General features: G+C 60.6%; 16 protein-coding genes and 1 pseudogene. 7 read left to right on the top strand and 10 right to left on the bottom strand.

Annotation, left to right across the window (positions count from 1 at the left end):
* Positions 1-2: 2 nt before the first annotated feature.
* A complete protein-coding gene (locus B0G74_RS27230; RefSeq protein ID WP_132378116.1) occupies positions 3-272 on the top strand; it encodes a YbdD/YjiX family protein in 270 nt (89 codons plus the stop codon).
* A 437-nt stretch (positions 273-709) separates the two neighbouring features.
* Here B0G74_RS27230 and B0G74_RS27235 read toward each other — a convergent pair.
* A pseudogene (locus B0G74_RS27235) lies at positions 710-1105 on the bottom strand (site-specific integrase); the annotation flags it as partial.
* 1487 nt (positions 1106-2592) lie between these two features.
* Positions 2593-2928, bottom strand: a complete 336-nt coding sequence (locus B0G74_RS27245; protein WP_132379413.1) for a YbjQ family protein — start codon at positions 2926-2928, stop codon at positions 2593-2595.
* A gap of 1350 nt (positions 2929-4278) precedes the next feature.
* Here B0G74_RS27245 and B0G74_RS27255 point away from each other — a divergent pair.
* Entirely contained in the window at positions 4279-6720 is a 2442-nt protein-coding gene (locus B0G74_RS27255; protein WP_132378120.1) for a PAS domain S-box protein, read from the top strand.
* Positions 6721-7508: 788 nt separating this feature from the next.
* On the opposite strand, the gene B0G74_RS27265 is transcribed toward B0G74_RS27255, so the two are convergent.
* From B0G74_RS27265 to B0G74_RS27285, 5 genes are all read right to left on the bottom strand, one after another.
* Entirely contained in the window at positions 7509-8042 is a 534-nt protein-coding gene (locus B0G74_RS27265) for a MarR family transcriptional regulator (protein ID WP_132378122.1), read from the bottom strand.
* Between the two features lie 169 nt (positions 8043-8211).
* Positions 8212-9018 carry an oxidoreductase gene (locus B0G74_RS27270; RefSeq protein ID WP_132378124.1) on the bottom strand — a complete coding sequence of 269 codons (807 nt, stop codon included), beginning with the start codon at positions 9016-9018 and terminating at the stop codon, positions 8212-8214.
* A gap of 31 nt (positions 9019-9049) precedes the next feature.
* Positions 9050-12187: an efflux RND transporter permease subunit gene (locus B0G74_RS27275; protein WP_132378126.1), complete on the bottom strand. Its 3138-nt coding sequence runs from the start codon at positions 12185-12187 to the stop codon at positions 9050-9052.
* The gene (locus B0G74_RS27280; RefSeq protein ID WP_132378127.1) at positions 12184-13299 is read right to left on the bottom strand and encodes an efflux RND transporter periplasmic adaptor subunit; all 1116 of its coding nucleotides are present in this window, start codon (positions 13297-13299) and stop codon (positions 12184-12186) included. Before B0G74_RS27280 ends, B0G74_RS27275 begins: the two co-directional genes overlap by 4 nt.
* Positions 13300-13380: 81 nt before the next feature.
* On the bottom strand, positions 13381-13998 hold the full coding sequence (locus B0G74_RS27285) for a TetR/AcrR family transcriptional regulator (RefSeq protein WP_132378129.1): 618 nt from the start codon (positions 13996-13998) through the stop codon (positions 13381-13383).
* Positions 13999-14074: 76 nt separating this feature from the next.
* Here B0G74_RS27285 and B0G74_RS27290 point away from each other — a divergent pair, with 76 nt between their 5' ends.
* On the top strand, positions 14075-15535 hold the full coding sequence (locus B0G74_RS27290; RefSeq protein WP_132378131.1) for a TolC family protein: 1461 nt from the start codon (positions 14075-14077) through the stop codon (positions 15533-15535).
* Between the two features lie 461 nt (positions 15536-15996).
* On the opposite strand, the gene B0G74_RS27295 is transcribed toward B0G74_RS27290, so the two are convergent.
* On the bottom strand, positions 15997-16767 hold the full coding sequence (locus tag B0G74_RS27295) for a 3-oxoacyl-ACP reductase family protein (protein WP_132378133.1): 771 nt from the start codon (positions 16765-16767) through the stop codon (positions 15997-15999).
* 207 nt (positions 16768-16974) lie between these two features.
* Positions 16975-17853: a LysR substrate-binding domain-containing protein gene (locus B0G74_RS27300; RefSeq protein WP_132378135.1), complete on the bottom strand. Its 879-nt coding sequence runs from the start codon at positions 17851-17853 to the stop codon at positions 16975-16977.
* A 202-nt stretch (positions 17854-18055) separates the two neighbouring features.
* Here B0G74_RS27300 and B0G74_RS27305 point away from each other — a divergent pair, with 202 nt between their 5' ends.
* The 4 genes from B0G74_RS27305 to B0G74_RS27320 all read left to right on the top strand — a co-directional run bounded on the left by B0G74_RS27305 (position 18056) and on the right by B0G74_RS27320 (position 23056).
* Positions 18056-19333 (top strand): ribulose-bisphosphate carboxylase large subunit family protein, encoded by a 1278-nt coding sequence (locus B0G74_RS27305; RefSeq protein WP_132378137.1) that lies wholly within the window; start codon positions 18056-18058, stop codon positions 19331-19333.
* A 6-nt stretch (positions 19334-19339) separates the two neighbouring features.
* Positions 19340-20749 carry a four-carbon acid sugar kinase family protein gene (locus tag B0G74_RS27310; protein ID WP_132378139.1) on the top strand — a complete coding sequence of 470 codons (1410 nt, stop codon included), beginning with the start codon at positions 19340-19342 and terminating at the stop codon, positions 20747-20749.
* Positions 20750-21079: 330 nt separating this feature from the next.
* Positions 21080-22492 carry a pyruvate kinase gene (gene pyk, locus B0G74_RS27315; protein ID WP_132378141.1) on the top strand — a complete coding sequence of 471 codons (1413 nt, stop codon included), beginning with the start codon at positions 21080-21082 and terminating at the stop codon, positions 22490-22492.
* Between the two features lie 48 nt (positions 22493-22540).
* Positions 22541-23056 (top strand): hypothetical protein, encoded by a 516-nt coding sequence (locus B0G74_RS27320; protein ID WP_132378143.1) that lies wholly within the window; start codon positions 22541-22543, stop codon positions 23054-23056.
* Between the two features lie 305 nt (positions 23057-23361).
* On the opposite strand, the gene B0G74_RS27325 is transcribed toward B0G74_RS27320, so the two are convergent.
* Positions 23362-23520 carry a hypothetical protein gene (locus tag B0G74_RS27325; protein WP_165923931.1) on the bottom strand — a complete coding sequence of 53 codons (159 nt, stop codon included), beginning with the start codon at positions 23518-23520 and terminating at the stop codon, positions 23362-23364.
* Positions 23521-23608 lie beyond the last annotated feature (88 nt).

The raw sequence follows: 23608 nt of genomic DNA on the forward strand, positions 1-23608 counted from the left end.
TCATGAAAACGATCTTCAATGGCAAACTCGCGGCGGTGCCAGTTCCGGGCGCGAACGCCGGGGCCGTAAGCAACGCACTTGGGACACGGCTATCGGAGCTTGCGCGCACCATGCGCGGAGCCTGCGCGCAGATGTTCGGTATCCCGGACTATGAACGCTATATTGAGCACATGGCCTCGCGCCACCCGTGCGATCCGCTGCTGTCGCGACGCGAGTTCTTCATCTGGTCCATCGATCGGAAATACAATCGCAATGGGCCCAGGTGCTGTTAGCGCTGCTCGTGAGATCCATAATCTTGTCTTTCGGCAGAAATCGCACAAGTTGATCGCCGGGCACCACGGGACCGAATTGTTTCGGTCGGCGCATCCCGTTATCGGCTTTTGCAGGGGCTGGGTCGGATCGCCGATCGCCAACGTCGCTGTCCGGCAATCTACGGCCGTTCGTCCATTCTTGGACCGGGCGGTTGAAATAAGGATGGTCGCCGCAGTGATGAAGCGGTGCAGTGGCGCAATTGTGGCGGTGAAGCGGACGTCCGGGGGACTGCGCGAGGCGACAGGCGCAGACGTCCGCTCGTGGGCCGCGTTGCCGCAAAGCCGACGGTCGGGTTGCACGTCCGGGAAGCGTTACGTTCATGTCTCGGCTCGTCGCATGGGTGGTGCGCGAATGGGCGCAGTGCGTTCCAGTATCTCAATGACGATCATCGGCGTACCACCGACAGCGCGGTCTGGTGTTTGGGGTTGCCGGCCGCCTCGATGAGACGGCGCACTTCATCGGGGCTGAGCACCACGGGCAGTGTGCGGGGCACGCGCACCGGGTGCATCCTGACCATCAGGTCGGGCCGGTCGAGCGTATCCTCGAAGAAGAACTTCAGGCCGGTAATGGCGTGGTTCAAGGACACGGGCGAGGTGCCGTGATCGACCAGATGCAGCTGGTAGCGCCGCAGGTCCTCGACGGTGGCCGTGTCCGGTGAGCGCCCGAGAAACCGGGCAAATTCGCGCACGATGCGCAGATTGGTGTCCTGCGTCTTCGGCGCAAGCTGGCGCATGCGCATGTCGTCGGTCATGCGCTGGCGCAGTGGACTGGCGTTTGCCTGTGGGGAGGTCATGATTGGGCTCCTGCTGGAGAACGAGGCGGGTTGCCTCATTCGCCAACATACGGAACCGCGCGGCGGACCTCCCATGAACCGCACGCGCTGGCCGGAGCCCCCTACCGCGCGAGCGGTTTCGTTCTGCGACCCGAAGCGGTCCATAGAAGCATCTTATCGGGAAGGGCGCCGGCGTTTCGCCACACGCGGATGACCGTTTGACGCCGAGACCCGGGCGATGGGTCCAACCGGCGCGGGTACGCTTCACAGGGGGCTGCGCTTCTCCACGTTCAGATAACCGTGACGGTGGGGCCCTTGGCACCCCTGCGCAACGCGGGCCGCACTCACGTTCCAACAAGTCCAACAAATTCGCGTCACAAACCCGGCAAGTCCAATTTATTCGGTTTCGCGGAATCTCGCGCGTGACCGAATTCGTTGGCAGGTCTTTGATTTTCTAACGACGCGCAGCCTAACAAATTCCGCTCCCTTGCACCTCGTGGCAGGGAAAATCAACCGCCAACGGGTTCTTCTTTCGCCACTCTCTGCATGAACTATGCTTATTGCTTAGGTCGGTTGTGTCCGAGAGGGAGGGCGAAATGGAACGGTGCCTTGCTTGCGAGACGTTGATCGGAAGAGCTTCAACCGTGCCCCCACACGAAAAACTCCAGTGCACTGGAGCGGGTGTTTTTGGCACGCCAAAATCGCCGATAACACGCTACGTCCTTTACCGATGCACCTCTTGCGGTTGCTGGATGAAGCAAAACACATCCCATGGATTACCGGCCGGCCTTTGGTGGGAATGCGAGTCGAGCGTTCCTGTCCCGCAGGTCCCTGAGCGCAAGCCTCCCGACCTTGCCTGGAGAAAGGCGGTACTTGCCTCAGTGCTGGGGCGACCCCGATAGCCCCACAAAGTGAGTGGTGCATCGCTCCGCGGTGTCGTCCGCCTGCGGCCACTGCCATGCTTCCGCTGCCCATGATGGGAATGCGTCGACGTGGTCGAACCCATAGGTGCCTGGTCGCTGAAGAAGTCGCGGTACGTTTCGTCAAGAATCTGCTGCATGTATCCAGGGTCTTCGACGCTTGTGGCGGTCCAACGATGATGAGCGCAGTCTTGGCCGGCGACCACCGCCCAGAGCTCCATGTCGACCAGAACGCGGTGCCTCATATACGGCTCACTCGGCCAGAGCGACTCCCAATAGCCGACTACGTACCGATGAGATGCTGTAGTCATCGTGCGCGATTCGGCCGAGTCACGTAGCGCGTTTATTGCAGCCCGGAGCGCAAGGGCGGTGGTTAATTTAGACATGTTTTTGGCGTCTCCTATGTCTTGCGCAACAGAACTAAAGCCACCGCAGTCACCGCAAACACTGCGATCTCGATTTCCGGCCTCTCAGACCGAAGCCTGTAGACCTGGCTGATTCAATCCAGTTATGTTCGTCTTCCGAGCAGCAAGGAAAACAACAAGTTAGCAACGTGGTTGTGCCGTCGGATTCGTTCAGTACCGCTTTTTAGTGTAGCGACGTCGCGTGGACCGCCGTCCCGTAACACAGTACTTCTGTGATTCCTCTTGCTATTTCTGTTGCGTCGTAGCGCATTCCGATAATGCCGTTTGCTCCGAGCCCTTCAGCTTGGGCAAGCATGCGTTCGCATGCATCTTGTCGCGCTCGCTCATATAGCGATGTATACAGTGAAAGTTTTCCACCGAATATTGTCTGGAGGGATGCTCCGAGCACCCCGACGATGGATCGCGATCGAACGATGATCCCGCGAGCTACTTCGACCGATCGCTCTATCCTGTAACCCGGAAGCTCATACGCCGTTGCAATCATATTTCGTTCTATCATCGTAGCCTGATCGATGGCGACCGGATTGCTGCATTCTTCTGCCCTGATTCCGCAGAATGCGAGATGCGTGTGGCGTTTGAGGATCAGCGCGAACGTGGATTGCAATGGACGTCATCGTCGATTGCGGCCAAGTTGCGACCGGTTGCAGATAATTGGAAACTCCGGGACTCGCCTCATCGATCGTGAACAAGAAAACGGTCGTAATGCCCTCAGAAAGAACGCTCACGCTCACAACAACCCGTCGGGTTGAGGCGGAACGGTCAGTATCGAGGGCAGCGCAGATAAAGTCACCGTAAGCGAATTCAAGGAGGCCCCTGTGGGCGGGGCCTTGAGCTACGACATCACCGGGTTTCTGTTAGTACTGCGTAGAAATCCCACTGCCAGTGAAACTGTGCTGGACAGGAGCGTCGGTTGCATAGTCTGAAACGGCCTGGATGATGTTCACGATCTGTTGCGGCAACCTGCCGCCGCTGACGGCGGTCATGCAGTACGATCCATCTCGACGGCCACGGGGAGGTCTTTGATTACCAGGGCGTTCATTTCGATTCTCCAAGGGTAAACTAGTCACTGAGGAGTGTCAGAGCCTGTTTTGAGAGTGTCGCCACGCGTCGATAGGGATCAACGCAAAGTGCGTGCCAAAACGCTGTCGCACCGGCAAGCGACACACAACTAGTTGAAAATATTGGATTTTTAATGACGCCAGTGCAAACGAGTAGACGGACGTGCGCGCTGCGACTGGTGGCTCGGATCCAACTCTCCGCCTGGCGCTGTGGGTTAGATCGGGACACACGCGGTCCGCCTACGTATCCCGTGTTTGTACGATGTCCTCGAGGCTTGGAATCCGATCGAAGCCTGACGACAATCAGGCTGTCGCGGACAGTCTCGCTTTCCTGCTGAACTGCTATGGCCACCATGCTGCTGTGGCCTACGATTGCGAAACTGCGCTCAGGCTCCTTCGTACCGGCGCTTTTGAAATCACTTCCTTGAACCTGCACGACATAAAAGGCATGCTGTCGCATGGTCGCTGAGGGAAACGCCGATTCGCTCCGCGGCTTTCCTCGTTTCAATGACGGGAGACGCTGTCAGTCAGGAGACATTGCCCGGCTCTTCGATGTCTATTTGCAGAAGCCGTTCTCCTGCGAAGCACTAATGCAGCTCATCGAACACGCTCGCTGAAGCAGCGATGCGAATACTCGCCAAGCCAACGACGCGCCCACACCTTTGATAACGATGACACATGCAGTCGGTGAAAGTGTACGTGATCAGTAAGTCGGCGTCGGGTCCATTTATTGCGTGTCGGTAGTTTCTTCTTCACGGACGCCCGTCCGAACGCTTACACAATCCCGACAAATGGACGACATTGACTCACAACCGGCGGCATTCAGGTCTATGTGGCTCAAGCTCTGGGCTGAATCCACCCAGGACTACTCGATCTTCGCCGTCTCGCCGGAAGGCAATGTCCTGACCTGGAACCCCGGCGGCGAACGCATCCAAGGGTATCGGCGTCACGAAATCATCGGACAGCCATATTCCGTCTTCTTTTCCGAAGCGGACCGCGCTGCTGGTGCCCCCGAGGCGGCGCTACGGGCCGCGGCCGAGGCCGGACGCCATGTCATCGAGGGCTGGCGACTGCGCAAAGATGGGACGCCGTTCTGGGCAAACGTCGTCATGACGGCCCTGCGCGACAGCCGGGGGCAGCTTATTGGATTCGGCAACGTGATCTCCGACGTCAGTGACAAAAGAGCCGCCCACGACGCGGTAGTCAGAAGCGAGCGGAGCTTCCGCCTGCTGGTTCAGGGTGTCACCGACTATGCCGTCTTCATGCTCTCGCCCGATGGGCACATCACCAGCTGGAATTCGGGCGCACGGCGGATTAAGGGGTACACCGAGGGCGAGATCGTTGGTTCCCACTTTTCCCGGTTTTACACCCCCGAGGATGTGGCAGCGGGTGTGCCCTTCCGGGGACTGGAGACGGCCCGGCGGGAGGGACGTTTTGAGGCCGAAGGCTGGCGCGTACGGCGCGACGGCAGCCGATTTTTCGCGCACGTCATCATCGACGCCATCTATGAGGATGGACAGCTGGTGGGATTTGCAAAAGTCACGCGCGATATTACCGAGCGACGGCGGGCAGCCGAGCTACTTGAGCAAACGCGGAGCGAACTGTTCCAGGCGCAGAAGATGGAAGCGCTGGGCAAACTCACGGGCGGTGTGGCACACGACTTCAACAACGTTCTGCAGGTGCTGCGGGGCAACCTGGAGCTGCTCGAAAGCAGGCATGGCCGCGATCAGTGGAGCGCCGAGCGGCTTGGTAACGCGATCGACGCAGTGGACCGCGGCGCGAAGCTCGCATCGCAGCTGCTTGCCTTCGGTCGACAGCAGCCTCTCGCCCCGGTCGTTGTCAATCCTGCGCGTCAGCTCCGGTCGCTCGACGACCTCCTGCGACGGGCGCTGGGTGAGTCAATTGAGATCGAGTCCGTAGTGGCCGGGGGGTTGTGGAATACGATTGTCGACCCGAATCAGCTTGAAAACGTGATCCTCAATCTCGCGATCAATGCCCGCGACGCAATGCCCGATGGCGGCAAGCTCACTCTTGAACTATCGAATGCGACGCTCGACGACGAGTACGTGTCCTCGGTTCCCGACGTCGCCGCCGGCCAGTACGTGATGCTGGCCGTCACGGACACCGGAACCGGCATGAGCCCGGAGGTGATGGCGCGCGCTTTTGATCCATTTTTCAGCACGAAGCCCGAGGGTCGAGGTACCGGGCTGGGCCTGAGCATGGCGTACGGCTTCGTCAAGCAGAGCGGCGGGCACATCCGCCTCTACAGCGAGATCGGCGAAGGAACGACCGTCAGGATCTATCTGCCGCGTTCGACCGGCGTGGCAGTTGAAACCAGAGCGGCCACGCCTGCCGGTCTGAAGCACGGCAACGAGACAATTCTCGTCGTGGAGGACGACCTGAAGGTTCAGGCGACGGTCGTGGACCTGCTCTCAGGCCTCGGCTATGCGGTGCTCAAGGCCAACGACGCCGACCAGGCGCTGACCGTCGTGGCGAGCGGCGTGCACATCGACCTGCTGTTCACGGACGTGGTGATGCCCGGCGTCCTGCGCAGTCCCGAAATGGCTCGGAGGGCAGTTGCGATGTTGCCGGGGCTGAAGGTTCTTTTTACTTCCGGGTACACACAGAACGCCATCGTGCACGGCGGCCGACTGGACCCGGGTGTGGAGCTGCTGAGCAAGCCATACAGCCGTCAGCAACTCGCCGCCAAAGTGCGGCAGGTGCTCGGCACCAGCGATAAAAAGGCGGGCGAAGCGGGAGCGGCCGGCAACCGTGCGGGCAGCGGGCCTGGGGCAGATGGAAACGGGGACGGCCTGCGTATCCTGGTCGTGGAAGACGACGCCGCGTCGCTCGAGGCAACCTGCGAACTGCTGGCGCTGGTCGGGATGCGTCCGCAGCGCGCGGCAAGCGCAGCCCAGGCGCTCAACGCGCTTGACGGAAACGACTTCGACGTCCTGCTCACGGACGTCATCATGCCAGATATGTCGGGCACCGAGCTGGCGCGACGCGCGTTTGCCATCCGTCCGGAACTTCGGATCATTTTCGCTTCGGGAAACGCTGTCCCGGACCACGAGAGCTTCGGGTTCGAATGGTCGGCGCTGCGTAAGCCCTTTACGCTTGATCAGTTGCGTGTCGCCCTGCAACCGGCCGACAGGCGACAGGCCAGCCGTTCTGCCGGTGATGCGCAGTCCGCGACGGCCGACAAGGCGAGCGAAAGTACTGGTTCCCAATAGCACGCACGGTTGAGGTCGCAACGCATCGCTGGACGTCCGTCATGACCAGCGCGACGAACTGGCCGGGGACCAGCGCTTGTGCATGTAACCTTTGAATCACATGGCCAGTCAGATACCGTTCCTGGTCGCGAGTGAAAGTGGATGACCCAAGCTGTACCAGCATCGGGCACAGCCTGGGATCGGGCACAGCCTCGGTGCCTGTCCGCTCTCGTCAAGAGACGTTCGCGATGCAGCCGCAAGGGACCGCTTATGGCCGAAAGCACCTGTTCGGCGAACGCTCTCCGGAGCGGACGTCGAAGTCATCAACGGCACCTTTCCGGCGGATTGACTGGATGCGTACTTCCGGCCACCAAGAGTCATTCGCCGGCAGCGTCGATTGGACATCAAGGCGACCGCTGCACACCGGCAACCGGCCGTTCGACAGGTGTTGCTGAAAGACTGGGGCCGACAATGCGCGCTTCCATCGGCTCGCACCCGCTGGACAATATCCCAGGTTCCTCCGAAGTTCGAATACACGCTGAGCAAAATGGGAATTGCGCTCGGACCGTCATCGAGGCGCTCATCGACTGGGCAGAATGGGCCGAAATGCGGCGGCAAATACTGGGAGATGCCTCAACCCGGTAACGGTGCAGGTAGCTCCGCAAGCCCGGTAGGTCGCTTCGAGCTGATGGCCACGCGATTGCCCCTTCGCACCGATTCCCCCGTGCTCCGAACTGGATCGACGCGGCCGACGTATGTCAGGTCACGATGATCCTCCAGGCTCTCAGGCCGTCTTGTGGCTCACCGGGCTAGTCATTGCGTCGCAGCAGTCGAGATTCCGGGCGAGCAGAAGCGCCGCTGGCGCCGTTCAGGTCGTCGAGCCTTTTCATATCCCGAATCACGTGGAAAAGATCGCGCATTGAATCAAGATCAATCAGTCTCACAAACGCAAAGGTATCCTGACAGGCTCGCATCCAGGGGCTCATTGCGGAAGCCACAGCTTTTCGTCCCTCGGTCGTCACGGCGAGCTGACGTTTCCGCCGATCTGCCTTGTGGGCGATCGATGAGATGAGCTTGCGACGGAACAATGGTGCCAGATTGGCCGACAGGTTCGATCGGTCCATTGCCAGTTCTGCTGCCATGTCGCCGAAAACCATTGGTTCGCGTAGATGTAGCAAGGCGAGCATACAAAACTGGGATGCGTTGACGTCCGTATGCCGCAGCGCTTCGTCGAAATGAGCCCAGAAAGCGCGCATTGCGCGCTGGGCGAAAAAATGGTTGAGCGCGAGAGCGGAGATTTCTCCGATTGCGAGCATCGACGACTCACAATTCTGACTTTCCATATGTGCGGTTCCGGGTGCGTACGGGCTCGGTTGCAAAGAGTTCCGTGCTGCTGCGGGCCGTCGTTGCAAGGCGCCGAAGTTGTCATGACCATGGACGCCTGAAGCTAATCACTCGTCGGCGCAGGGCGGGCCCGCGAACGTGATGCACGTTGGGGCGGGAGAGAGGACTTCACGCGAGCCCGAATGTTTTCCTCAAGCTTGCATCCACGGGGCCGGAGGGCATGAAGCGCCGCAATTTGCGCAACAGGGACGCTTCGCCGGCCGGTGTGCGACGCATACGCCAGGTGCCAAGCGCCGCTTCAACTATTGTTTTCGCCACGCCGTCGGGCGCGGGGGCACCTTTGACACTTTTGACGACTGCGCTCGATGCAAGGGCCCGCTCGCGATCATAGTCGGCAATTTTCGAGCTTGCCAGAGGGGCGTTGATGTCCAGATTGGTCCTGGTAAAGGATGGTTCAACCAACGTTAACCGGATGCCGAGCTGGCGCACCTCATGGTCCAGGGTCTCGGTCAGCCCTTCAACGGCATGCTTGGACGCCGAATAGAGTCCCATATAGGGGGCGGGCAAGAACCCGAGCACCGAACTGACATTGATGATCCTTCCGCCATGTTGTGCACGCATATGGGGAAGTACTGCCTGCGTCGTGCGCAGAATGCTGAAGACGTTGGTATCGAACAGCGACAAGGCCTCGGCAGCCGAAGTTTCCTCCACGGCACCGATCAGGCTCGTTCCAGCACTATTGACGAGGACGTCGATTCGCCCGGTGCATTCGATGACGGACTGGATTCCGGCCTGGACCGAAGCATCGTCGCGAACATCCATCTCGACAAGCTCGACTCCGGAGATAGGCACCGCTTTTGCAATGCTGCGCACTGTGCCAAACACGCGGCAATCTCGCCTCGTAAACCTCTCGGCGGTGGCGCGTCCGATACCCGATGACACGCCGGTCACAACGACAACCGTGGAATGCGACATGAAAAGCTCCGTTTGGTGATTTGATGGTGTTTCAACGCGCGTCGAGCGCATCCTGGGTCATCGGTTCGGAGCGCGAAGACTGGTGGTTCCGGCTCTTGTGCGAACCCGCAGGGCTGCCGGGGCGGATCCTGAACCAGATCGCGAACATGGCCGGTAGGAACACCAGCGTGAGAATCGTTCCGGCTAACGTGCCGCCGATCAGCGTGTAGGCGAGGGTTCCCCAGAACACCGAATGCGTAAGCGGGATGAAGGCCAGGATCGCCGCCATAGCCGTGAGGATCACCGGGCGCGCCCGCTGCACAGTGGCTTCGACGACCGCATCGAATGGATCCAGCCCGGCATGTTCGTTCTGGTGAATCTGCCCGATCAGGATCAGCGTGTTGCGCATCAGGATCCCCGACAGCGCGATGAGGCCGACCAGCGCATTGATGCCGAACGGCTGCCTGAACAGGATCAGCGTCGGCACCACGCCGATCAGGCCAAGCGGGCTGGTCAGGAACACCATCACCATCGCGGAGATCGACCGAACCTGGAGAATGATGATGATCAGCGTGATTGCCAGCATGATCGGGAACAGCGGCAACATGGCAGTCGTCGCCTTGGCCGATTCCTCGATGGAGCCCGCCTGCTCGATGCGATAGCCACTGGGCAGCTTCGCGATGATCGGCTGAAGCTGCCTGGTGATTGCCGTTGATACGTCTGGCGGCTGCAGGTTCTCGGCAATGTCGCCGCGTACCGTGATCGTCGGCACGCGGTCGCGCCAGCGCATGATCGGCTCCTCCAGCCGCACGTCGACCTTGCCGACCTGCGACAGCGGAATGCGCTGCCCGTTGGCGCCGGCTAGCGTGAAGTCGCCGAGCCGGGCAGGGTCGAGACGCACATCGCCGGCCGAGCGCGCGATCACCTGCACCGTTCGGATATCCTCACGCACGGCGGTGACAGGCACGCCGGTGAGCAGGAACTGCAGCTGTTGCGCGACGGCGCTGGACGTCAAGCCCACCGCCTGCAAGCGATCCTGCTGCAACGTGAAGTGCAGCGTCGGTGAGCGCGTGCCCCAGTCCGTGTTGACCGTGCGCATCATCGGACTCGCCTCCATCTCCTGCTGGACTTGAGCCGCGATTCCACGCAGTTTGTCCGGGTCCGGACCGGTGACGCGATAAGCGACCGGGAACGGCGAATATGGCCCGAACACGAGTTGCGTGACGCGCACGCGCGCTTCGGGCACAAGACCGTCGGCGATGGCTCGCCTCAGTCGCGCCTTCAATGCATCGCGTTCCTCCTGACTGTCCGTGCGGATCACGATCTTCGCGAACGACGGATCGGGCAGTTCCGGTCCCATCGCCAGGAAAAAGCGCGGTGCACCTTGCCCGACGTACGCGGTGACGATCCTGGCGTCCTTCTGTTCAGACAACCATGCCTCCACCTTTCGCGTGGCGACGCTGGTCTGCGAAATCGACGTGCCGTAGGGCATCTGCACTTCGACCAGCACTTCGGGGCGATCGGAGATCGGGAAGAACTGCTTCTTGACCACGCCCATACCGAGGATGGCCAGGGCAAAGAGGCCAACGACCGAACCGGCGACCAGCCATTTGCGCGCGATCACGCGCGTCAGCAACTGGCGGAAGCGGTTGTAGCGCGGCGTGTCATAGATCGCGTCATGCCCGCCTTCGACCTTTTTGAAATCGGGCAGCATCTTCACGCCGAGGTAGGGCGTGAAGAACACGGCAACGACCCAGGATGCGATCAGTGCAATGCCGACAACCCAGAACATGTTGCTGGTGTATTCGCCCGCGGTGGACCGCGCGAAGCCGTTGGGCATGAAGCCCACGGCCGTCACCAGCGTGCCGGACAGCATGGGGGCGGCAGTGTGGCTCCAGGCATAGGCAGAGGCGGCCACACGGCTGTAGCCTTCCTCCATTTTCACCACCATCATTTCAATGGCGATGATCGCGTCGTCCACCAGCAGGCCCAGCGCCAGGATCAGCGATCCCAGCGTGATGCGATCGAAGTTCTTGCCTGTCGCGGCCATCACCACGAACACGATGGCCAGCGTCAACGGGACAGCGGCGGCAACCACCAGGCCTGCGCGCCAGCCCATGCTCACGAAGCTCACGAGCATGACCACCAGCAGGGCGACAAAAAACTTGAGCATGAACTCGTCGACCGCCGAATGAATGTTGACGGCCTGATCGGTGACCTTTGTCAGGCTCATGCCCAGCGGCAGCCCGGCGTTGATTGCGCCGACCTCGCTGTCCAGTGCCTTGCCGAGATCGAGCCCGTTCCAGCCGTCACGCATCACAATGCCCAGCAGCAGCGCCGGCTCGCCGTTGTTGTGGATCATGAATGTCGCCGGATCTTCATAACCGCGCTCGACGGTGGCAATGTCCGACAGCTTCAGCGTGCGGCCCTGCACGACGACCGGCGTGTCGCGAATCTTCTGCAGGTTGTCAAAGGCGCCGTCCAGGCGAATGAACACTTCCGGACCTTTGGTCTCCACGGAGCCGGCTGGCGTCAGGACGTTCTGGCCATTGAGCGCGGCGAACACGTCCTGCGGACTGACACCGAGCGTTGCCAGCCGGTCATGCGAGAATTGGACGTAGATGCGCTCGGCCTGCTCGCCGATGATACTGACCTTCTTCACGCCCGGCACGTGCAGCAACCGTTGGCGCAGCGTCTCGGCATCGCGCACGAGCAGCCGTTGCGGTTCGCCCTGGGCTTTCAGTGCGAAGAGCGCAAACGTGACATCCGCGTATTCGTCGTTGACCATCGGCCCGATCACGCCAGCCGGAAGGTTGGCCGTTTCGTCGCCGATTTTTTTCCGGGCCTGGTAGAACTCCTCCTGCACTTCCGAGGGCGGCGTGCTGTCGAGCAACGTCAGCGTTGTGAATGCCAGGCCAGGTCGCGTGTAGGTTTCGGTCCGGTCGTACCAGCGCAGCTCCTGCATGCGCTTTTCGATCTTTTCGGCGACCTGGTCGTGCATTTCCTGCGCAGTGGCCCCCGGCCATACGGTGACGATGGTCATCACCTTGATTGTGAACGCCGGATCTTCGGCGCGCCCGAGCTTGAAGAACGACAGCAGCCCGGCCAGCGAGATCAGGCAGATCAGAAACAGGGTGATGGAGCGCTCGCGCACGGCGAGCGCCGACAGATTGAATCGGCCTTCGCTCACGGACGTGCTCCTTCGTTCGCCATCGCGACGGCCTGACCGGACACGCGGACCTGCTCGCCTTCGCGCAGCAACTGGGCACCGAGCGCAATGACGCGATCGCCTTGCTTCAACGCACCGGACACGCGCGCGCTGTCGTCGTCCAGGTGAAGGACCGTCACCGGCTGCCATGCGACCCTAGCCGGCTGGCCGTTGACGACCCACACGCCGGGCCCTTTGCCCGCATCGAGCACCGCGCCGATCGGCACCTGCACGCCGCCCTGGAGCGCCACGCGTGCGTCCGGTATCTCGATCGTGACGGTTGCGCCTAGCGGCGCGTCGGCCAGCGCACCCTGCAACACATAACGCGCTTCGAAGGTGCGGGAACGCGGATCCGCCGTATCCGAGAGCTGGCGCAGCGTGGCTGGCACGCTGACGCCGCTGTTGCCGAACAGGGTTGCCTGGGCGACCGAACCGATGGCGGGGCGCAGGGTTTCCGGTAGCTGGATCACAGCCTCGCGGCGCCCGGCGTGGGCCAGGCGCAGCACGGGCTGTCCGGCGCTGACGACCAGGCCCGGTTCGGCCAGTGTTTCCATCACGACGCCATCGCCGTCCGCCACCAGATCGGCGTAGCCGGTCGCATTGCGCGCCACGTCGGCGTCAGCCTCGGCCGCGCTGAGCTGCGCCCTGGCTGCATCGGCGGCCGCCTTGGCCTGGTCGTAGGCCGAAGCCGAAATCGCACCCGTGCCGCGCAGGTCGCGAAACCGCTCCTCATCCTGCGCGGTCTGGTGCGCTCGCGCCCGCGCAGCGGTGACCGCTTCCTGCCGGGCCTGCGCGGCAAGCTTGAGATCGATGGGATCGAGGCGCATCAGCAGCTGGCCGCGTTTGACGGTTTGGCCGGTATCCACAAGCCGTTCCAGCACCTTGCCGGAAACGCGGAAACCCAGGTCGCTCTGCACGCGAGCCGCGACAGTCCCCGTAAACGAACGGGCTGCGGGGACGGTGCTCTGAACGATGGCCGTGCGCACCAGCGGCACCTCGGTGCGCGGATCGGGCGGTGCTTTTTCGCCGCAGGCCGCTAGCGCAAGCGCTAGTGCACAGGCGAGTGCGGAGGTGGCGAGGCGACGCGAGAACATGAAAGTCCCATCGATAAAGTGATGACGGTTTTCATTATGGTTCTAGTGACCATTTCAGTCAAGCGTCACTATCGAGGCGCATCAGGGCGACAGACTTCGGAGTACTAGGCTGGATAGCTGTGCAGGCGCGACGTCGGTGGTGTCGCGGTTGTACTGCAGGAGTAGCGGATTGAGATAGGGGCGCAGCACCAGGTAGATTGCCATCGCGGTTTCGTCCAGCGGCGTCTTGCGTTCGAAGTCTCCGCTTTGGCGACCTTCCTGCAGAATTTCCTGGAGCAGCTTCTGAACACGTGCCTCATAGGCTTGCACCGCCTGCCAGTTTTCCGTGGCGGCCGATGCTGCGATTTCGTATAGCTTGCGGTCCCGGAAAAACAGCCTGAGGCTCGCTTCGGTAAAGACCTTGAAGATCCGTCGCAGCTTCTCCGGCGGCAGATCGGTCTCTGCGACGGCTGTCCGGACTTCGCTTTCGATTTCCCGCAGGCAATTGACGCAGATCATTTCGCCAATGGCCTGCTTGGATTCGAAGAACTTGTAGATGTACGCCTTGGAAAACCCGATTGCCCTGGCCAGGTCAGAGACCGTCGTTTTGTCGTAGCCATACCGGCTGAAGTGCTCGGTGGCGGCGGCAACGATCTGGTCCCGCACCTCGTGATCAGCCGGGCCACGCGCGGGCACGGTGGGAATGGTGGTGTTTTTCATAGGCATAGCATACAGGAATGGACAACGAGTGACTATTTGGTATTATAGTCACATCCGGAACCTCGCTAAGACGCTCATGCTACCCAAACACCTCCTTGCTGCGGTAATTGTCGCCAGCTTCTCGGCGGGTTGCGCTGTCGGCCCCGACTATGTCCGGCCCGATGTAGCCATGCCGGACCATTTCCATGGCCAGGCCGCGGTAGATCACCGGCAGGCGGCGGCGAGCGCAGACCTGGTCACGTGGTGGACGGGTTTCGGCGATCCGCAACTGACGCGATTCGTCGCGCTTGCGCTGGAGCAGAACCTCGACCTCGCGCAGGCATCCGCGCGCGTCTTGCAGGCGCGCGCGGGACTTGGGGCGGCGAATGCCGCGCTGCTGCCTTCTGGCAATGTCAGTGGACAGGCTGCCCGGGTCTACCAGTCGGTTGAAACTCCGCTGGGACGCGTCCTGGACTCAACACCTGGTTTCGATCGCTACGGCAACGACTACGAGGCCAATTTCAACGCGAGCTGGGAACTGGATGTGTTTGGTGGCCTGCGTCGCGGGCGGGAAGCGGCAGTTGCCGATTATCAGGCTTCAGAGGCCGGCGAGATGGCCGCGCGCCTGGCTGTGGCAGCACAGACGGCCGACATCTACATCACCATTCGTGGATTGCAGGCTCGTTTGCAGGTGGCCCGCAAGCAGTTGCAGACGCAGCAGGATCTGCTCTCGACCATCGAGCTTTTGTATGGGAAAGGCCTGGCGGCCGATCTTCAGGTAAGCCAGGCTGAAGGCGCGCTGGCGCAGGTGCAGGCATCCATCCCGGTCTTGGAGGCCGGCCTGGATGCGGCGATGAACTCGCTGGATGTGATGCTAGGCTCACAGCCCGGCACGCATCGGGCGGAACTGCTCGAGGGTGCTGATATCCCAGCCGCCCCGCGAATTGCAGGCACCGGCTCGCCTCGCGAGTTGCTCAGGCGTCGGCCCGATCTGATAGTGGCTGAGCGTCGCCTTGCTGCATCCAACGCGCGTATTGGCGTGGCAGTCGCTGAGTATTATCCCAAGCTGTCGCTTAGTGGCCTGATCGGGAGCGCTACTTCAGTAGCTAGCGGCAATCTGTTCAGTAGCGGCGCCGCTCAGGCCTCTGGCGTGTTGGGGCTGCGCTGGCGTCTGTTCGATTTCGGCCGCATCAATGCCCAGATCAATGAGGCCAAAGGCCAGGACGCCGAGATGCTCGCCGCGTACCGGCTTGCTGCATTGCACGCAACGGAGGACGTCGAGAATTCTTTCTCTGCGCTCGAGAAGCGCGAGGAGCAGGCTGCCGTTCTCGCGCAGGGTGTGAACTCGCTGGGCCGGGCGCGAGCCGCCTCGTTTGCGGCCTACCAGAAAGGTGTCGTCAGCCTGATCGAGGTCCTGCAGGCCGATCAAAGCTTGCTGCGCGCATCCGACGAGCGGGTGCAGGCGCAAACGGAATCGGCGCGCGCAGCGGTCGCTGCATTCAAGGCACTCGGCGGAGGGTGGCAACCCGCCGATCCTCAGGCCGTTGCAAGCCGATAGCACCACCGCCCTGGGCCGGCTGCAGCCGGCACGCTCGTTTGCAGAGGCTTCCTCCGACAGTCGGGACGCTGTTTCCGGCGCCTGCCGATGCGCAGTGCGCACGACAGGCAAGTGACCGTTGGTAATTCGAGAACGGCCACAACTAGTGCAATGACCTGACTGACGGAAACGGGTCGTGCTGCGTCCGTCCGCTCTTTAAACTCATCGCTGGAAAGCGGCTAGTCGGCAGTGCCTACTCCCCACCCTAACTCGCCGTTCAGCCTTTCCGTGACCTGAACAGCCGCTCCCGAGCGGTATAACGGGCTCTCAGGGATGCCGCCCTGCCTGCTAATGCTCAGGACGCGCTGAAAGGCTGCTGCCGGTCAAGCCGGCGCTCACCGACCGCGCACGGGTTTTGAAGCCAATCGGCTGCCACTATCCTTTGCTCCCAGCGGTGGGTGTCCCGAGCCCTCGAATGCCGTTCAAACCGCGCCTGCCCCCCATGCGAGGAATCCACCGTCCACCGGAAGCACGATCCCGTTCGTATATCCAGCTTCCTCCGACGCCAGGTAGCAGACGGCTGCGGCGATTTCCGACGTTGTGCCGTATCGCTTCATCGGAATCGCATTTGAGTATTCGGCACGGAAGTCTTCGCTGTGGAGCGCCTTAGTCATCGGTGTATCAACTGGACCCGGGGCGATTGCGTTAGCGGTGATGCCGTAGTCACAGAGTTCCACCGCCATCTGGCGCGTTAAAGCGATGACAGCGCCTTTCGACGTGCCGTAGGCCGTGCGTCCCCTACCGACCGCTCGCATGCCGGCCACCGATGCTATATTGATAATGCGGCCCCAGCGGTTCTTAACCATCAGACGCGCGGCATGTTGGGAGCATAGAAACGCGCCAGTTACATTGACCTGCATGGTTTTGAGAAACGTGTCGAGGGGATAGTCTATGAATGGCACCAGCTTGGCAATGCCGGCGCCGTTCACCAACACGTCACAACGCCCGTGCGTCTTGTCGATCGCATCGAACGCAGCGGCAATCGATTCGGCGCTTGAGACATCCATCTCCGTAGCCGAAACTGACAGGCCCGCGCGCCGCAAGTTTGACGCCGCTTCCTCTGCGGCGTTCTTATTGATATCGGCGAGAACGACGTGATAACCCCGTTTTGCAAGCTGTTCTGCTGAATCTACACCGATGCCCATTGCGCCGCCCGTGACTACTGCAACGCGGCTTGCGTCTTTTTGCTCCATCTGCTCCACCTTGTCCCTTTTGATGTCAGTCCGCTAGCGGCATCGACAGGATGCCCGTAAGCGTAGAACGACGGCGCTGCGCGCCATCCCGTGTGGAGATTATTGGAGCCTAAGCGGACACGGTCAAAGGATAATAAGGCCGCACATCGTGAAAAAAAGTCACACTAAGTTATGCAGATCGCTGCGAGAAAACAGGCCGATGAGGCTTCATCCTTCCATTTGCTGTAGCTCGTTCCTTAGCCATTCCACCAAGGCGACGGTTTTCGACTGACTCGCCGCGTGAGGAGCAACCCACAGCACAATACTTACAGGTCCTGGGACGAAGCCGAACGGCGCGACAAGACCAGCGGAGTCCAGTTCGTCTCGGACAAGCATTCTCGGCACTGCAGCGACTCCCAATCCGCATTTAGCGGCTTGGATCTGAAGATAAAAATGATCGAACGATTCAGCGATCTCGGGTGGGTTTTCGAGCACAGTCGAGGTCGCCTTAAACCAGTCGACCCACGCGGACGGTCGCGTATTGGTTGCTAGAAGCCGCGCCCGCTCAAGGTCGCTCGGTTTTTCGATCCGGTTTGTTTGCATGTACTCCGGGGCGCACACTGCGCCGATCCATTCCTCAATCAACGGTATCGGGGTGACGCCTTTTGGCACCGGGATGGATGAGAGCCGAATTGCCACCGTTATCTTGTCTCGGGTGAAGTCGATTTCGCCATGACTGGTGTTGAAACTCAGCTCAAGCGATGGGATCGCATTTTTCAGCTTTGAGAGGCGCGGCAGCAGCCAGTACATCATGATCGAGGCCGAGCATGAGAGCGTCAACGGCCCGGGCTTCAGCTGATCGACGGTCCTTTGTATAAGGTTGAACGCCACGCTCAGGCCTTCGGCCAACTGCGCCCCTTCAGGCGTCGGCTCAGTCGCGTGCGCATTTCGTGACAGCAGTAGCAGGCCCAGCTGGTCTTCAAGCGCGCGGATATGTCTGCTGACCGCACCATGAGTGACGCTGAGCTCGTCGGCAGCGGCACCGAAGCTCCGAAGGCGAGCTGTGGCTTCAAAGGCGCGCAGCGCATTCAACGATAGACGAGGCACGTGGGCTCCTGTGGGCCCGAGGCCCAGTGCTGATGGAAGTGGCCTATTGTGAGTTTTTCGCTCCGCGTCGAGAAATCATATCGTTTGATGTCGCGAGTCGTCAAACCTATATTCTGGACATCCCCCGGTTTAAGCGCATGCGTCACACGATACGTCCATGCGCCCGGTTTCAGGTCTAATACCCCAGGACGCAGAGTCGAACATGGTCGAAACCTCCAGTCAAAGAGCGGAATTCACTGCGCGCTATTTTGTTGAAAGCTCAGTACCGATTGCAAAAGCCGCCGAGGTCATTGCCGGCGAACAGTCGAGCGGAACGTTTCTCGCGCTCCCGGGAGAAACTGATGCGCTAAAAAATCGTGCCCGGGCTCGTGTGGTGAAGGTCGATTCGCACCCCCCCGTTCTCGAGCCGTCGCTGCGCAGCGCTCACGTCGAACGCAAGGGTCCGCCGAGCGTCTATTACCGAGGCGAGATCGAGATCGCCTTCCCGGTGGACAACATTGGCGCGAATCTGCCCACCCTTTTATCGACTGTTGCAGGCAACCTGTTTGAGTTAGGTGAAGTGACAGGGCTGCGCCTGCTTGACGTCGATCTACCAGCAACGTACGCGGCACAATTCCCCGGCCCTCAATTCGGTATTGGCGGAACCCGTGACTTCGCCAAGGTCTACGACAGACCAATGATCGGGACGATCATCAAGCCGAGCATCGGCTTGCTTCCGGAGCAGACGGCGGAAATCGTCGATAGCCTTTGCGCCGCCGACATTGACTTCATCAAGGATGACGAACTGCTCGCCGATCCCGCATACGCGAGCTTTGATGAGCGGCTCGCAGCCGTCATGCCGGTCTTGCATCGACACGCCGACCGCATGGGTCGCATGCCGATGTACGCGATCAACATCTCCGGCACAATCGACGAGATGCTCCACCGACACGATGCGGTTCTGCGGGCCGGCGGTACGTGCGTGATGGTTTCCATTAATTGGGTCGGTTTTGCTGGCGTCGAGCATCTTCGCAAGCATGCCCAAGTACCTATCCACGGCCATCGCAACGGCTGGGGGGCGTTCACACGCTGTCCGGAACTCGGGTTCTCCTTTCAGGCGTTTCAGAAGTTGTGGCGACTTGCCGGAGTAGATCATCTGCACGTCAACGGCATTCGCAGCAAATTCTGGGAGCCAGATACATCCGTCATCGATTCGGCCCGTGCCTGCCTGGTACCGTTCGCGGGTGTGCAGCCGCTAATGCCGGTTTTTTCGTCGGGCCAGTGGGCGTCTCAAGCTCCTGACCTTTACGCTCAACTGGGCTCCGTGGACCTGATGCATCTGGCCGGTGGCGGAATCATCGGACATCCGCACGGAATCGCCGCGGGTGTTGCCAGTATGCGGGAAGGGTGGGAAGCGGCAGTCGAAGGAGTAGATCTGAAAACCTTCGCGGAGTCCCGGCCTGCACTGCGTGCTGCCCTGTCTCACTTCCAATCGGCGTGATCCGAGATGAGTGCAAAATCCGAACAAACGGACGCAGCATTGCGTCTGGCTTTCTACGGCGACGACTTTACCGGATCGACTGACGCTCTGGAAGTCCTGGCTTTCGCGGGGCTGCGGTGCGCCCTTTTCCTGAAAGCGCCTTCGTCCGAAAAACTATCGCAACTCGGCGGATTTGATGCGATCGGTGTCGCAGGTGACAGTCGAGGGATGAGTCCGTCCGAAATGGAAGCATCCCTTCCATCGGTATTCGAGGCTCTGCGCGACCTGAATGCCCCGATCCTTCACTACAAAGTGTGTTCAACTTTCGATAGCGGACCGACGATAGGAAGCATCGGAAAAGCTCTGGAGATAGCCCGCGCTGGAATCATCAGTACGCCAGTTCCGATTGTTGCCGGTACTCCAGCATTAAAACGCTACTGCGCGTTTGGCAACCTGTTTGCCCGATCCGGTACCGACAACAAGACTTATCGAATCGATCGCCATCCGATCATGAGCGTCCATCCGGTCACACCGATGATGGAAGGAGATCTTCTGCGCCATCTGGCGCTGCAGACAGACCTGCCTCTCTCCGGAATCTTCCTGCCCAGTCTGGAAGGCGCTCGAGAAGAAATAGACCGGGCGTGGTCGGAAGCAACTTCAACCGGCGACTCGGGAATCTTGCTCGATTCAGTCACGGAACGTCATCTGACCGAAGTCGGTCGCATCCTTGACGGCTATGCTTCAACGGTCGGTCCCATATTTACCATTGGCTCGTCCGGGGTCGAGTATGCGCTGACCCAATGGTGGCGTGAACTCGGGAAGCTTCCCAATACGCAGCGATATTACGACCATATCGCGCCCACGAGTCAAATTCTTGCCATCTCCGGCAGTGCGTCACCACTGTCTTCCGCACAGATTGACACGGCGATCGCGGCAGGCTTCGCCGAGATTGCCATCGACGCAAAAGCGCTTGTTCGAGAAGACTCCTGGCAGCAAACAGCTCAAGATATCGTCGGCCGCACGATTGCGCTGCTCAGCGACGGGCGCAGTGTCATCATGCACACCGCCCGCGGGCCGCGCGATACACGCATCGCCGAAATGCTTGAGTACTTCACCGCCGACGGACTGACCCAGGACGACGCTCGGCATCAAGGCGGTCGATTGCTAGGCCAACGGCTTGGCGCAGTCGCGAATGCTGTTCTTGAGGCCACTCATTTGCGCCGCCTGGTTCTCTCAGGCGGTGATACGTCGAGTCAAGTGACACAAGTTCTTGGGCCCGACGCGCTTGAGATTGATGGCCGCCTCGCCGCAGGCGCGCCATTGTGCCGTGTGCTTTCCGATAAGTCTCATTTGCGAAACCTTCAGCTTGCCCTCAAGGGCGGCCAGATGGGCGACGAAAACTTCTTCGTCCTCGCACGGGATGGCACCACAAGATAATCGCCACGCCCCGCGGCGAGGACACACTTTTTTCACGCCGAAAAGTAGATGCTAACGGCGACGGCGACCTAAAGCGCGTTCCCGTTGGTCAATCAAGAACGTCGGACAACGGTCCGACGCTTCGGCGATTGCGAACAGGAGGACCTTGGCACGGAGTCACGCGCAGCAAGTCTCGATCGCATAGGTTCCCTGTACAGATCGAGACCGACTGCAATGTCGTCACATCGGAAGGCGGTGGTTGCTCGCTTACCCGAGCGGCCTCATCTCCGGCCCGCTTCGATTCCTCGTCCCTTCCGCACCAAATCTTCCGCAACCTGAGAATCTTCATCGATGAATAGAAACCGTTCCACGAAAATCCTTGCGACGCTCGGACCATCAAGCTCCGCCGAAAGCCTGATTGAGAGCCTGTATGTGTCCGGCGCCGATGTTTTCAGATTGAACATGAGCCATGGCAGCCATGCGGAACAGGCTCAGCGACTGCAAGCAATTCGCCGTATCGAGGCCCGGCATGGTCGTCCGATCGGCGTGCTGCTCGATCTGCAAGGGCCGAAGCTGCGTGTGGCGCGGTTCAAAGATGGGAAAGTCGATCTGCGGCCAGGACAGACCTTCAGCTTTGACCTTGATAGCGCGCCCGGTGACGAGTCGAGGGTCTGTCTCCCGCACCCGGAAATCTTCGCAGTCGCGGCGATCGGCGATACTTTGCTTGCCAACGACGGCCTGCTGAGGTTCAAGATTGTCGATACGTCGCTTACCCGTATGACCACGGAAGTTGTCATCGGCGGCATCCTTTCGGACCGAAAAGGCGTCAACGTCCCGAGCGTGGTCCTCCCCATTCCGGCACTGACCGAAAAGGACAGGCAAGACCTCCAATTCGGTTTGGAACAAGGAGTAGAGTGGATCGCACTGTCTTTTGTGCAGCGGGCAGACGACGTGCGCGAAGCGCGTAATCTGATCAAAGGCCGGGCTGCGATTATAGCCAAGATCGAGAAGCCATCCGCCGTGGATTCGATCGAGGAGATTATTGAGGCTTCCGACGCAATCATGATTGCGCGTGGCGATATGGGTGTTGAATTGCCGCCCGAGGAAGTCCCGGTAATCCAGAAGCGGATCGTGGGTTTATGCCGGGAGGCCGGAAAGCCTGTCGTTGTAGCAACGCAGATGCTGGAGTCGATGGTGAACTCTGCCGTGCCCACGCGAGCAGAGACGTCCGACGTAGCGACGGCCGTTTTTGACGGTGCCGATGCCGTTATGTTGTCCGCGGAGTCCGCGTCAGGTGCCTTTCCAGTCCAAGCCGTTTCGATGATGAATCGTATTATCGAGCACACAGAGAATGCGCCGTCGTATCGCCAACTGCTGAAAGCAGTCAGGCCGCCCGCCTCTGCTGACGCACCGGGTGCGATCAGCGCAGCGATCTTTACCGTCACGTCAATGTTGCCGGTCGCAGCAATCATCGCCTACACCACTTCCGGCGCGACTGCCGCGCGGATTGCTCGCGAACGGCCAGCCGCCCGCATCCTGTCGCTCACTCCTGATGAAGCCGTTGCGCGTCAACTTACGTTGACTTGGGGTGCCTGTCCTTTACATGTCGACGATGCGGAGAACGTGGAAGATATGGTCACGAAAGCCACGGCGGCAGCGCATCGGATCGGTGTCGACCGCCGCAAACCGCTCCTGATCGCAGCAGGTGTCCCGTTTGGCACGCCCGGCATCAGTAATCTGCTGAGAATCGTCTACCCTTCCTGATCTTTCATTCATACGTCAGGGCATGGGGGCGCGCTGCGCCGGGCCCCCATGAGTTTCGGCAAGGCGCAGGTATCCGCCATGGTAACGAAAGCACGGAATCTCAAAAAACCACGACGCGGACCGGCGCTGTCCAAACAGATGCTGCTTCCGCTTCCCTTGCCGCTTGTCAAAGACCTGTCTCTAGTCTCGCACCTTGCCCTCGCTTCATTTCAATCCGGCCACGGCAGCCAGCGTCTCCTATATCAACTCATCCGAACAACATACCTCTCACATTTGATGTGGAACGAGGGGCTGGGTGCCGGCGACTATCAGCTTTACTGCGACGCTGAGCGCGAGATGGAGGCCATCGCGGCTGTTCACGCAGGCGGCGGGCCGTGGACACTCAGTGAGGACGCTAGCTCTATACTCGAGAAGATCGTATGTATCTACGACGTCCAGCTTGGCGGCATATCCGGGGGGCTTTTCACACGATGCCAGGCTAGGTTGGAACAACTCCTTGGCATGTTGGTAGTCAGCTCCGGTGAAGCCTTGCTGCAGCATGAGCGAATCCAGGAGCGCCGATAAAACTACGAGGGACTGATCTGCCATCCGGCATATCGTATCGGCCGGCGCAGGCGAGCTTGTTGAAGGCACCGTTCTGTTCTCTTGTTCCGCAACTTGATACTGGCGGGAACGCACTGACGCCGTGTCCAGTCCGCGCTGACGATAGTTGCTTCCCACCATCTCATGGCCTTATCAGCTTATCAACATCGCCACGATCGCCTGATGCCCCGAAGCGACGTCATCGGCATAGGGGACGGCCATGAGGCCGTACCCCTGCCACACCACCCGGCATGCAGGTCCGCACCGGGCGGTTCGAGAAGTTAAGGTTATAAGAGTCGAGGCACGCCCAGCCGATCGAAGTATGCGATGGTCAGCACGCTGTTGAGCAGCCGGTCGCTATTCGCCACCATCGACGACTGTTCGCCGCCACGGGGCGCAACGTCAGCCGATGCCCCCACCGCACGCAGTTCCCGGTAGATGGTCATGCCACGGCGCTAGTGTTTGAGCTGAATGGCACGCAACCGGTGACGCAGATTCCGCCGGATCTACGCTGCCTCCCCTTGATCACGAGAG

Source organism: Paraburkholderia sp. BL9I2N2, assembly GCF_004339745.1.
Taxonomy (GTDB): Bacteria; Pseudomonadota; Gammaproteobacteria; order Burkholderiales; family Burkholderiaceae; genus Paraburkholderia.

Coding starts and splice junctions, on each gene's coding strand:
- B0G74_RS27230 (WP_132378116.1), top strand. CDS start 3: ATGAAAACGATCTTCAATGGCAAACTCGCGGCGGTGCCAGTTCCGGGC.
- B0G74_RS27245 (WP_132379413.1), bottom strand. CDS start 2,928: ATGATAGAACGAAATATGATTGCAACGGCGTATGAGCTTCCGGGTTAC.
- B0G74_RS27255 (WP_132378120.1), top strand. CDS start 4,279: ATGGACGACATTGACTCACAACCGGCGGCATTCAGGTCTATGTGGCTC.
- B0G74_RS27265 (WP_132378122.1), bottom strand. CDS start 8,042: ATGGAAAGTCAGAATTGTGAGTCGTCGATGCTCGCAATCGGAGAAATC.
- B0G74_RS27270 (WP_132378124.1), bottom strand. CDS start 9,018: ATGTCGCATTCCACGGTTGTCGTTGTGACCGGCGTGTCATCGGGTATC.
- B0G74_RS27280 (WP_132378127.1), bottom strand. CDS start 13,299: ATGTTCTCGCGTCGCCTCGCCACCTCCGCACTCGCCTGTGCACTAGCG.
- B0G74_RS27285 (WP_132378129.1), bottom strand. CDS start 13,998: ATGAAAAACACCACCATTCCCACCGTGCCCGCGCGTGGCCCGGCTGAT.
- B0G74_RS27290 (WP_132378131.1), top strand. CDS start 14,075: ATGCTACCCAAACACCTCCTTGCTGCGGTAATTGTCGCCAGCTTCTCG.
- B0G74_RS27295 (WP_132378133.1), bottom strand. CDS start 16,767: ATGGAGCAAAAAGACGCAAGCCGCGTTGCAGTAGTCACGGGCGGCGCA.
- B0G74_RS27305 (WP_132378137.1), top strand. CDS start 18,056: ATGGTCGAAACCTCCAGTCAAAGAGCGGAATTCACTGCGCGCTATTTT.
- B0G74_RS27310 (WP_132378139.1), top strand. CDS start 19,340: ATGAGTGCAAAATCCGAACAAACGGACGCAGCATTGCGTCTGGCTTTC.
- pyk (WP_132378141.1), top strand. CDS start 21,080: ATGAATAGAAACCGTTCCACGAAAATCCTTGCGACGCTCGGACCATCA.
- B0G74_RS27320 (WP_132378143.1), top strand. CDS start 22,541: ATGAGTTTCGGCAAGGCGCAGGTATCCGCCATGGTAACGAAAGCACGG.
- B0G74_RS27325 (WP_165923931.1), bottom strand. CDS start 23,520: ATGACCATCTACCGGGAACTGCGTGCGGTGGGGGCATCGGCTGACGTT.